The organism is Pseudomonas sp. 1152_12, from assembly GCF_052850675.1.
The window spans coordinates 1-10539 of record NZ_VXCW01000020.1 but is presented as its reverse complement, the minus strand read 5'-3'; the positions used below and the strand labels follow the sequence as shown (position 1 = coordinate 10539).

Annotated in this window: 11 protein-coding genes; 6 read left to right on the top strand and 5 right to left on the bottom strand. The window is 59.8% G+C overall.

From position 1 onward, the window contains the following. Window positions 1-171 precede the first annotated feature (171 nt). Entirely contained in the window at window positions 172-1035 is an 864-nt protein-coding gene (locus FW764_RS26000) for a LysR family transcriptional regulator (protein WP_446436379.1), read from the bottom strand. Window positions 1036-1137: 102 nt separating this feature from the next. Here FW764_RS26000 and FW764_RS25995 point away from each other — a divergent pair, with 102 nt between their 5' ends. Further along, entirely contained in the window at window positions 1138-2136 is a 999-nt protein-coding gene (locus FW764_RS25995) for a quinone oxidoreductase family protein (RefSeq protein ID WP_446436378.1), read from the top strand. 61 nt (window positions 2137-2197) lie between these two features. Here the strand turns inward: FW764_RS25995 and FW764_RS25990 are convergent, their stop codons facing one another. After that, window positions 2198-2428 (bottom strand): hypothetical protein, encoded by a 231-nt coding sequence (locus tag FW764_RS25990; protein WP_446436377.1) that lies wholly within the window; start codon window positions 2426-2428, stop codon window positions 2198-2200. Window positions 2429-2828: 400 nt separating this feature from the next. Here FW764_RS25990 and FW764_RS25985 point away from each other — a divergent pair, with 400 nt between their 5' ends. Continuing rightward, window positions 2829-3716: a LysR family transcriptional regulator gene (locus tag FW764_RS25985; RefSeq protein WP_446436376.1), complete on the top strand. Its 888-nt coding sequence runs from the start codon at window positions 2829-2831 to the stop codon at window positions 3714-3716. Between the two features lie 39 nt (window positions 3717-3755). Here FW764_RS25985 and FW764_RS25980 read toward each other — a convergent pair whose 3' ends face one another. After that, the gene (locus tag FW764_RS25980) at window positions 3756-5168 is read right to left on the bottom strand and encodes an aminotransferase-like domain-containing protein (protein ID WP_446436375.1); all 1413 of its coding nucleotides are present in this window, start codon (window positions 5166-5168) and stop codon (window positions 3756-3758) included. 135 nt (window positions 5169-5303) lie between these two features. Here FW764_RS25980 and FW764_RS25975 point away from each other — a divergent pair, with 135 nt between their 5' ends. The 4 genes from FW764_RS25975 to FW764_RS25960 all read left to right on the top strand — a co-directional run bounded on the left by FW764_RS25975 (window position 5304) and on the right by FW764_RS25960 (window position 9255). Then, window positions 5304-6143: a sugar phosphate isomerase/epimerase family protein gene (locus FW764_RS25975; protein WP_446436374.1), complete on the top strand. Its 840-nt coding sequence runs from the start codon at window positions 5304-5306 to the stop codon at window positions 6141-6143. Between the two features lie 55 nt (window positions 6144-6198). After that, complete coding sequence (locus FW764_RS25970) at window positions 6199-6831, top strand: LysE family translocator (protein ID WP_446436373.1); 633 nt, start codon at window positions 6199-6201, stop codon at window positions 6829-6831. Window positions 6832-6919: 88 nt separating this feature from the next. Next, window positions 6920-7978, top strand: a complete 1059-nt coding sequence (locus FW764_RS25965) for a diguanylate cyclase (RefSeq protein WP_446436372.1) — start codon at window positions 6920-6922, stop codon at window positions 7976-7978. A 47-nt stretch (window positions 7979-8025) separates the two neighbouring features. Beyond that, window positions 8026-9255, top strand: coding sequence for a M20/M25/M40 family metallo-hydrolase (locus FW764_RS25960; RefSeq protein ID WP_446436371.1), 1230 nt, complete (start codon window positions 8026-8028; stop codon window positions 9253-9255). A 72-nt stretch (window positions 9256-9327) separates the two neighbouring features. On the opposite strand, the gene FW764_RS25955 is transcribed toward FW764_RS25960, so the two are convergent. Both FW764_RS25955 and FW764_RS25950 read right to left on the bottom strand, forming a co-directional pair. Then, on the bottom strand, window positions 9328-9744 hold the full coding sequence (locus FW764_RS25955) for a hypothetical protein (protein ID WP_083358963.1): 417 nt from the start codon (window positions 9742-9744) through the stop codon (window positions 9328-9330). Continuing rightward, the coding region (locus FW764_RS25950) for an RHS repeat-associated core domain-containing protein (RefSeq protein WP_446436370.1) at window positions 9744-10539 on the bottom strand (796 nt) is incomplete at its 5' end. The genes FW764_RS25955 and FW764_RS25950, both read right to left, overlap by 1 nt.

Here is a 10539-nt window from a genome sequence, read left to right as displayed (position 1 = left end):
TACCTTGCTGACACGCACTGTACTTGATCTATAAACCGGGTATCACAACAGGGCGCCATTGCGCGCCCTGTTGTGTGTGCCGATCCCCTCCCTCCTGACCGTCCAAGCGCTGAGTGGGTAGCCGGAAGGCTTTATCCGGTCATACCCGAGGGTTCATGGGCCGCATAAGATTCAGCGGCGCAGCTGATCCTCGCCCTCGATGCACCTCACGAGAAACTCCATCACCCCCTTCACCGACGGCGAACGGCGTATATCCGGGTACACCGTCAGCCAGATATCGCGCATAGGCCCTTCGCTGGCCGTGGGCAACCGGACCAACAGCGGGTCGTGATCACCCACCAGAGTCGGCAACACCACCGCGCCGACGTGCGCGCGGGCGGCCATTTGTTGGGTGATCAGGTCGCTGGCGGCAAATACGATCGGGCGTTGTCCGCGCAATTGGTGCAGCCACGCCTGCTGCGGCAAGTGGTTACGGCTGCTGTCGTAGGCGATGAAGGTCCATTGACTGGCCGGCAGTTGTTTGAATTCAGGCGCGCCATACAGCCCGAAGCGCACCGCGCCGACCTTGCGGCGCACCAGTGCGTCTTCGTCGGGGCGCACCGTGCGTAAGGCGATATCGGCTTCGCCTTTGTCCAGTGCCGCCAGTTGCGTGGATGGCATCAGCACCAGATTCAACTGCGGGTACTGGGCGCGCAACCGCGCCACATGAGGCGCGATGCAGTGGTTGGCAATGGACGGCGGGCAACTGACGCGCACGGTGCCGGCCAGTTCGATGGACGCCACGCGCGACAGGCGCATGACTTCGGTGGCCATCTCGCCCATGCCTGCGGCCAATCCGGCTAGCGCCAGGCCTTGAGCGGTGAGTGGCCGGCTGCGTGGCAGGCGGTCGATCAGTTTCACGCCGAGGGCTTTTTCCAGGGCGTCGACCCGCCGTCCAACGGTGGCGTGTTCCACCTGCAGCTCACGGGCGGCCGCCGACAGTGACTGGGTGCGGGCCAAGACGGTGAAGTAATACAGATCCTGCCAGTCGAACATCGGGTTATTTCCGCACAGAGGCTGGGAGAGATTGGGGAATATTCCTACCGAGTCTGTCCTTTTACCATGGCCGCTTCCCAGTGCAAACGGAGTTGTTCCCCGATGAAAGCCATCACCCTGCAAGCCTACGGCGGCCCCGAAGTCGCCCACCTGCGCCACGACGTTGCCAAACCCCAGGTCACGGCGGGCCATGTGCTGGTCAAAGTGGCCTGCGCCGGGATCAATTTCATGGATATTCACACGCGCCAGGGCAAATACGCCTGTTCAGTGACTTACCCGGTGCGCCTGCCGTGCACCTTGGGCATGGAGGGCGCCGGTGTGGTGGTGGAAGTCGGTCCGGGCGTGGGTCACCTGGCCGTGGGCGACCGTGTGGCTTGGTGCATTGCCTGGGGCGCCTATGCCGAATACGCCAGTGTGCCTGTCGAAAAGATCGTACAAATCCCCAATGCTATTAGCTTCGATCAAGCAGCGGCGGCGATGTTTCAGGGCTGCACGGCGCACTACTTGATGGACGATGTGGCCCGTTTGCACGCGGGCAGCACCTGCCTGATTCACGCCGCGTCCGGCAGCATCGGCCAGTTGCTGGTGCAAATGGCGAGACGCGTGGGGGCGACAGTGTTTGCCACCGGCAGCAGCGTCGAGAAATGTGCGATTGCGCTTCAGCGTGGCGCCCACCAAGCGTGGATGTATGACCGGTTTGCCGATCAGGTACTGCACGCAACGGATGGGCGAGGGGTGGACGTGGTTTTTGATTGCGTCGGCAAAAACACCTTGCGTGAGAGCTTCCGCGCCTGTCGCACACGCGGGTTGATCGTCAACTACGGCAACGTCTCGGGCTCGTTGACGGACCTGGACCCGATTGAACTGGGGGAGGCGGGCTCACTGTTTTTGACCCGACCACGGCTGGCCGACCATATGGCCGATGGGGCGACCGTGCAACGGCGTGCCAATGCGGTATTTGCAGCGATGCTCGAGGGGGCGCTGACGGTGGACATTGAGGGGTATTACAGCCTTGAGACTGTACAGCAGGTCCATGCGCGCATTGAGGCCCGGCAACAGATCGGCAAGGCGGTGTTGTGGATAGACCGCAACCTGGATTAATCGCAGACGAAAAAAACCGGCTGATCAGGCCGGTTTGGGGTGCCCCGCTAACAGTGCGGGGTTATGCATTGTTGCCCTGCAGACGATCCGCGCCGCCTTCAGCCAGGCCGCGTTCCTGCAGACGATCCGTGCCGCCTTCAGCCAGTCCGCGCTCCTGCAGACGATCCGCACCGCCTTCAGCCAGTCCGCGCTCCTGCAGACGATCCGCACCGCCTTCAGCGACAACAGGGTGAGCAAAAGCGTTTGCAGCGAGTACTGAGAAAGCGAGGCTAAGCAAGAGTTGGCGTTTCATGGGGGTGTGCTCCAAGTGTTTTAGTTGGGTGCCGTTTGGCATGGGGTTGATGTTACCCGTTGGTTTTTTTAAGAGAACTTCATTGCGCTGATGGTGACTATCGACGCCAGCGATGGTCCGTGATCGGTGGGCCATCGTGGACACATTTATGGCATCTGCGGCCGTTCCTGAGGCGCAGGTCAAATACCAGCACTTCGGCAACTACGCTTTCCTACGTTGCTCACGATCCGAATAGGTAGGTAATCCCTTGTGGGAGGGGGCTTGCTCCCGATGACAGTGTGTCAGCCAAAGTCACAGTGACTGATCCACCTCTATCGGGAGCAAGCCCCCTCCCACATTTGATTTGTGGTGCTGCGACGGGCCGGTTATAAAACAAGCCATCGTCCACTGAGAAGCGACAATGAACCCCTACGAAGACATGCGCCTGTTCTGCCAGGTCATGGAGTCCGGCAGCTTCACCGCCGCCGCCGAGCAGCTGGGCCTGTCCAAACAGTTCGTCAGCCGCCGCTTGATCCAGCTGGAAGATCGCCTCGGCGTACGCCTGCTCAACCGCTCCACGCGCCGCCTGGACGTCACGCCACTGGGCCAGAGTTACTACGAAGCCGCCATGCGCTTGCTCAATGACGTCGAGCAAGTGGAGCAGGGCATTGCCGGCCAGAACAGCGAACCGCGCGGCACCCTTCGCCTCAGCGCGCCGCTTTCGTTTGCCATGGCCCACCTGGGCTGCCTGTTGCCCTCGTTCCTGCAACGTCACCCGCACGTGTCGGTGGAAGTCGACCTGAGTGACCGCCCGGTGGACCTGATTGGCGAAGGCTACGACCTGGTGTTACGCATCGGCACGCTTGAAGACTCCACCCTGATCGCGCGGCGCATCGCCAGCGTGCAGCGGGTGTATTGCGCCAGCCCCGAGTACTTGGCCCAGCGCGGCACGCCGCTCAAGCCCGAAGATTTGACCGACCACGATTGCCTGCCCTATGGCCACGGCCGCCAGGTGCAATGGCGTTTCCAGACCAAGGGCAAGTTGCACTCGGTGAATGTCAGCGGGCGGATGCGCGTGAATAACGGCGAGTTGTTGCGCGACACGGCGATTGCCGGGCTGGGCATCACCTACCTGCCGACGTTTATCGTCGCCGAGGCATTGAGGGACGGGCGTTTGGTGACCATTCTGGAAGACTTCGCCCCCGAAGCCCTGACCCTGTCGGCGGTGTATCCCCAACATCGGCAAAGCGCCAGGCCGGTGCAGGCGCTGGTGGAATTCTTGCGTGAACGCCTGGCGGGCGGCTGCTGAGTCACTGACACAACACCTCACTGCTCAATCACAGCATGCTCAAGGGGCGTTTAGGGCCTTGAGCAGCAACGCCTCGAACACTCGCTGCAACTGCGCCTCATCACTGTGGGCCACATTAAAACGCATCGAGTTGAGGTGCGCCGGGTCGTAGCCGAACAACGCGCCGGGCGCCAACACCATGCTGTGTTTCAACGCCTCCTGGGCCAGCCGCTCACCGTTCACTCCCGGCGGCAGGCGCGCCCAGATAAACATCCCGCCTTCATACGCCATCGGCAGCTCGCAGCCACAACGTTTGAGCCATTGCTCGACGCGCCCTGCTGACTCTGTCAAACGCTGCACCATGCGCTTGCGGTGCTTGGCATAGCTGCCTTCGCTGAGCATGCGATAGACGATCTGCTCGAGCAGTTCCGAGGTCACGCCGCCGCTCATCAACTTCATATTGGTCAGGTTCGCCGCCAGTTGCGGCGCGGCCACCACGTAGCTGACGCGGCTGTTGGCACTGAGGATCTTGGAGAAGCCTGATAAGTAGGTGACCTGGCCCAGGCCGGCGAGGGCGGCCAGGCGCGGTGGCGGGTTGGGGTGCAGGTCGCCGTAGAGGTCATCCTCGACGATATGGCAGTGGTATTGCTGGGTCAGTTGCAGCAGGCGAAACGCCTGGCTGGGGCTGAAGGAGTGCCCGGTGGGGTTATGCAGCACGCTGGTGGTCAGGTACAAGCTGGGGCGCTGCTCGGCCAGCAGGTGTTCAAGTGCGGCGAAGTCAAAGCCGTCGGCGCGCCGCTCGATCGTCACCACCTTGACGCCATGCAGGGCGAGGTTGGCGTGGAAGTTGAAGTAGCAGGGCGCGTCCAGCAGCACCGTATCGCCGGGGCGCACGAGCAGGCGCATGAGCATGTCCAGGCCCTGCACGGTGTTGGGCGTGGTGATGATTTGTTCCACCGGCACGGACAGACCTTCGGCGTGCAGTTTCTGTTGCAAGGCCTGGCGCAACGGTAAAAAACCGGCGGGCGTGCCCAGCCCGGCGATGCGCAACGATGGGGCGCGCACCACGCTGCGCATGGCGTGGCGGATGGCTTCGCCGTTCAGCCAGTCTTCCGGCAAGTGGCCACTGCCGGGGCGCAGCTCGCCGCTGGCGGTGACCAAGGGGCGGCGCAACACGCTGAGTAAATCCTGAGGTAACAGGTCGACCCAGGCCACCGAAGCGGGGCGGGCGGTGTCCACCGCCACAAAGTAGCCGCGCCCTTGGCTTGAGGTCAGCAGGTTGCGCCCCCGCAGACGGTCCAGCGCCTCATTGAGGGTGAACTTGCTGACGCCCAAGGTCTGGGTCAGTTCACGCACCGATGGCAACTTGCTGCCCGGTGCCCACTCACCGTTCTCGATGGCCTGGCTGAACGCCTCGACAATCTGCTGCACCTTGGGCGTGCCTGGCTCAAAAGCGATGGCGGATACAAACATAAGCCTCCCTGGTTTTTTCGGAAATTTTACCGGTCATTTTTACCGGTGAAGTTAGGCCGGATTAGGCATTACTTCACCTGCCTTGCGCAAGGTTAGCGCCCTAGACTGCGCGTCATTGAAGACAGGAGTCACGCCATGCAAGGCCAACTGATCAATCCCGGCGCGCCGTTTTGTATCGCAGTGGCCCAGCACAAATACCTGGGCGCTGAAAAAGGCCTGCAAAGCGCCATTGAAGGTGGCTGCACCCACTGGTACATCGACGGCAGCCTGCCAGGCGAGAGTGTCGAGGACTGGACCGATGCGCGCATCGCCAGCCTGCAGGAGAGGATCGCAGTCAGCGGCGTTCAGCCGCTGTTCCACAGCAACTTCAAGGCGCCGTTGGGCAGCGATGTCGGGGCTTTCCGCGCGGCGGCTGTGGAATACGTAGAAAAAGAGATCGAAATTGCCAGCCGTTTGGGGGCACCGTTGATCATCCATGGCGGCTGCATCATCGGGCCGCAAAGGGCGCCCGAGGCCAAGAAGGTCGCGCTGGAACACTATCTGGAGTCGGTGCAGAAACTGGCGCGGTATGCCGAGGGCAAAGACACGGATATCTACGTGGAGAGCCTGTCCAACTACGTCAACTACCGAATTTTCACCGATGAAGCGCAATTCGCCAGGGTGTTCGAGCACCTGCAAGCGCACAGTAACGTCTACTGCTTGCTCGACGCCGGGCATGCCCACATCGACAACGGTTTGCCCGCGCACGTGGTGCGCACGTATCACGCCCTGATCAAAGGCATTTCCTTTAGCTACAACGCGGCTATGCAAGATGCCGGCAACTGTGACTACGCCGCGGTGGTGCAGGCCATCGCCGAAACCCACTGGAAAGGCCTGGTGGGTTTTGAAACCGGTCATCAGACCGCGAGGGCCGCCCTGGCTGATCTGGCGCTGATGTATCGCAACGCCCTGTCCACCGCAATCACTGATGCCTGACGGGCTTCGGGGCGGGATTGCATTCACTGTTGTTTCTTTCAACCAAGGTCCAGCCATGACAAGTGCGTTAACGCTGTCTTCGTTTCTCTACTTTCTGCTGTTTTGCGCCACCATGACCTTCAGCCCCGGCCCGATGACCTTACTGCTGTTGGGCCTGGGCTTGAAGGACGGGCTGCGCAGTTCGATCCCGGCGCAGCTCGGCGCCAGTGTGTCGTACCTGATTTCGATCCTGATCTTTGCCGTGGGCCTTTCGACGTTGATCAAGGGCAATCCCGCCATCACCCAGACCCTCCAGTGTGTGGGGGTGGCCTACATCCTTTACCTGGCCTATAAACAGTGGACCAGCAGCGGTGTCTCGATCAACCGGGGTGCCGACGTGGAGGGCGCGCGCAGCCTGTTCGGCAAAGGCCTGTTGACTGGGTTTTCCAACCCCAAGACCCTCATCATGTTCAGCGCCGTATTCCCGCAGTTTGCAGGCGGCGGGGCGCACACATCTGCGGCGGATATCGCGATCCTCGGGCTGACGTTCCTGACCCTGCAATTTGCCAGTGGTTGCCTGTACTGCTATTTCGGCCAGCGTATCAAGCACGTGCTGGAAAACCCCAAGCGGCGGCTGTTGTTGCAGCGGGTCACGGCGCTGCTGTTGCTGGGTGTGGCGTTGATGTTGGCGCGCGGTTTTTCGCACTGATGCGCTTCAGCACGGGGTTATGAGCGGTAGTGGCGCATTGCCGTTACCCTGATAGACTCCAGGCATTCGTCCAGGATCACACCAGACCATGTCAGCCGCCGGAGCAAATGGACTTGCGCTCGCTTCACGGTTGTATAAATCGCGCGCCCTGGGGTTGACGCTCGGCTTTGTGTGCGTGGTATTTGGCATGTACCCCTTGCATCCACCGGCGTGGGTGTGGGCGTGGATGGTGATCAACGCCTTCGTCTGGCCGCACATTGCCTATCAATCGTCGCGCCGGGCCAGCAACTCACTGCGCAACGAACGGCGTAACCTGCTGTTCGATTCCTTTTGCGGCGGTTTTTGGGTCGGCGCGATGCACTTCAACCCGCTGCCCAGCGTCACCACGCTGTCCATGATGACCATGAACAACGTCGCCATCGGCGGGCCACGCTTTATGCTGGCCGGTTGGGTGGCGCAGGCGTTGGGCATCGGCACGTCGTTGCTGCTGTTCGCCCCGGCGTTTATCGCGGTGACCACCGAGGTACAGCTTTATGCCTGCCTACCAATCTTGATGCTGTATCCGCTGGCCTTGGGCTGGATCTGCTACCGCCAGGCCGTGACGCTGGCCCGACACAAACGCGAATTGCTGGCCCTGAGCCGCACCGACAGCTTGTCCGGCCTGCTCAATCACGGTGCCTGGAAGGATCATCTGGAAATCGAATTCCAACGCTGCCGTCGCGAGCAGGTGGGCGCCGCCATTGCGCTGATCGACATCGACCATTTTAAAACCATCAACGACACCTACGGCCACGTCACTGGCGATATCGTGTTGCGCCAACTGAGCAAAGTGCTGCGCCAGAACCTGCGCGCCACCGACCTTGCCGGGCGCTATGGCGGCGATGAGTTCTGCGTGATCCTGCCGGGCATGCCCCTGAACCGCGCCACCGAAGTGATGGACGCCTTGCGCGATCGCTTCAACGCCTTGGCGTATACCCAAGACCCGACGCTGCGCGCCAGCTTGAGCATCGGCCTGGCGCCGTATCAAGCTGCGCATGCTGATTCCACCCGTTGGCTCAACGACGCTGACCAAGCGTTGTACGAGGCCAAGAGCAGCGGGCGTAACCGCGTGAGTTCGGTGCAGGGGAGTTGGTTGCATTCGGTCTAGTGGGGTAGGGTGTTGCAGCCCCTCCCAACAAAAACAAGGATCGGTTTATGCTCTTCACCTTCTCCCGTACCCTCCTGGCCGCGACCCTGGCCTTGTCCTTCGCCGTGCCGGCCTACAGCGCCGAACCCCACAAGCAGATCCAGGCCGATTCCGAACAGTACAAGGCCGATGCCCTTAAGCTGCTCGAACGTCTGGTGAATATTGATTCGGGCTCCGGCTACGAGCCCGGCCTGACCCAAGTGCGCGACATCGCCGTGGATGAATTGAAGCAGTTGGGTTTCAGCATCGAACTGGTGCCGGATAAGGCCGCCAACAACAGCCATGTGATCGCCACCCTCAAAGGCACCGGCAAAGCCAAGATCCTGCTGATGGCCCATATGGACACCGTATTCAAGGAAGGCTCGGCCACCGAACGCCCGTTCCACATCAAGGACGGCCGCGCTTACGGCCCCGGCGTGATGGATGACAAAGGCGGTATCGTTGCCGGCATCTACGCGCTCAAAGTCCTTAAAAAACAGGGCTTCAAGGACTACGCCCACATCACCTTCCTGCTCGACGCCAGCGAAGAAACCGGCTCCGAAGCTGCCTCCGAGCTGATCCGCACCACCGCCAAAGGCCACGACGTCACCCTTAATCTTGAGCCCGGCCGCCCAGCCGACGGCCTGGTGGTCTGGCGCAAAGGCAGCGCCACCGCCGTGGTCGAAGTCAAAGGCAAAGCCGCCCACGCCGGCGTCGCCCCGGAACTGGGCCGCAACGCCGCTATGGAAGCGGCGCACCAGATCCTGCAACTGGGCAAACTCGGCGATGAAGAAAAGAAAACCACCATCAACTTCACGGTCATCAAGGCCGGTGACCGCACCAATGTCATCCCCGACCAAGCCACTGCGAAGGCGGATGTACGCGCGGCATTGCCGGAAGAGTTTGATCGGATCGAGAAAGACCTGGCCCGTGTATCAGCGAATAAGTTGATCCCGGAGACCGAAGTGAAGACCCGTTTGCTGCGCGGTTTACCGCCAATGCCGCAGACGCCGGAGTCGGACAAGTTGGTGGCAATTGCCCAGGGAATCTATGGGGAACTGGGGCGTAAGTTGACCATTGAAGGCAGCGGCGGGGCAGCCGACGCAAGTTTGTCCGCTGGGGTAGGGACGCCGACGTTGGATGGGTTCGGGATTGTCGGTGGCAACATACATACGCCAGAGGAATATGCGGAAGTGGAGAGTGTGGCACCGCGGATTTATCTGCTTAGCCGGATGATTATGGAGCTTTCGACACGGTGATTTGGTTGCCGGGCTCACCCATTCTCTACGAGTGGGCCTGGCTTTGTGGCGCGTCATTGAGGCAGGTGGTACTCACCATGTGGATTGGTCTTCGAGGCTGGCTTTTTGGAGGTCGTCTTTCCAAATAATCTGTGCGAGCTGGTAAACATCATTTAAAAAGTCCCTAGGACTCTCCAGCTCGTACCATTCCGCTCTTGGCCATGAAGCTGCCTCGTCTTCGCCAATCGTGAATAAGCTTTGAAAGTCATAATTTTCAGCATCCAGGCTGCTTTTTAGGGCCTGAATCAAAGCGAATTTATGTCTGTAGGAAAGGTAATCCAAATTCAACGCGTGATTTCTTATGAGCACCTCTCTGCTCAGTTTTTCATTCGGGTTGTATTTTTCTAGCTCTTTACCAAGCTCGTGCTCTCGATCATAAACATCAAATACGCCTATAAGCCATTTGAGGTTGGGATCGAATGGTTCATTTAGGAACGGATCTTTCAACATTACTTTTTCTCCGCAGGAAAGGCAGTAAATGGCCTGTCGTTATCTTTTTTATCGAATTTCACCTCGAACCAATCCAGGTCTTCATTAAGGTGTGGGTTTGCAGCGTCTGCTTTGTTAGGTCGATAGCCTCGTCCTGCTCCAGGTAATTGCAGCTTGAGTATGGGGTTTTGATTGTGGTCTTTTCCATTGAAGGGCTCTAATCCAAGCGATTTGCGTGTCAACGCTTTGTTCAAAGCGCTTAGTTGCATTTTCCAACTATGAAACTGGGAGCTTAAATTTCCCTTCGCTCCTGGCTTTTGTAATCCAGTGCTTGGATCGGTTCCATCAATTGCCCTCTGTTTCAGCGCCGGATCAGTGATTTCGGGACCGTGTTTGGCGACAGTATGCATGTCATATCTATCTTCTGACTCCAACACACGCCGTTTGGCGTTTGCCTCAGCTAGTGCATCTATTCGCGCCTGTCGATGCTCCTGTGACAGTTGCGGTATTGCTGGTTGTCGCTCATCAACCTTCGTTTTTCCAACCGGATTTTCGAACCCTGTAGTGGGTTTACAACCATCCCCACCTGGACACGAGTTCAACCCCAGTGGATCTACCCACCCCGTCGGATTGGGCACGTACTGGTACGCGTTGATGCCACCCGCCAGCTTCACCGGATCAGGCGTCAGGTAACGACCAATATCTGGATTGTAGTAGCGATGGCGGTTGTAGTGCAGCCCGCTTTCTTGGTCGAAGTATTGGCCTTGGAAGCGCAGCGGGTTGTCGACTTTATTGATGTCGAGGCGAGCAATTTCA

Coding starts and splice junctions, on each gene's coding strand:
- FW764_RS26000 (WP_446436379.1), bottom strand. CDS start 1,035: ATGTTCGACTGGCAGGATCTGTATTACTTCACCGTCTTGGCCCGCACC.
- FW764_RS25995 (WP_446436378.1), top strand. CDS start 1,138: ATGAAAGCCATCACCCTGCAAGCCTACGGCGGCCCCGAAGTCGCCCAC.
- FW764_RS25990 (WP_446436377.1), bottom strand. CDS start 2,428: ATGAAACGCCAACTCTTGCTTAGCCTCGCTTTCTCAGTACTCGCTGCA.
- FW764_RS25985 (WP_446436376.1), top strand. CDS start 2,829: ATGAACCCCTACGAAGACATGCGCCTGTTCTGCCAGGTCATGGAGTCC.
- FW764_RS25980 (WP_446436375.1), bottom strand. CDS start 5,168: ATGTTTGTATCCGCCATCGCTTTTGAGCCAGGCACGCCCAAGGTGCAG.
- FW764_RS25975 (WP_446436374.1), top strand. CDS start 5,304: ATGCAAGGCCAACTGATCAATCCCGGCGCGCCGTTTTGTATCGCAGTG.
- FW764_RS25970 (WP_446436373.1), top strand. CDS start 6,199: ATGACAAGTGCGTTAACGCTGTCTTCGTTTCTCTACTTTCTGCTGTTT.
- FW764_RS25965 (WP_446436372.1), top strand. CDS start 6,920: ATGTCAGCCGCCGGAGCAAATGGACTTGCGCTCGCTTCACGGTTGTAT.
- FW764_RS25960 (WP_446436371.1), top strand. CDS start 8,026: ATGCTCTTCACCTTCTCCCGTACCCTCCTGGCCGCGACCCTGGCCTTG.
- FW764_RS25955 (WP_083358963.1), bottom strand. CDS start 9,744: ATGTTGAAAGATCCGTTCCTAAATGAACCATTCGATCCCAACCTCAAA.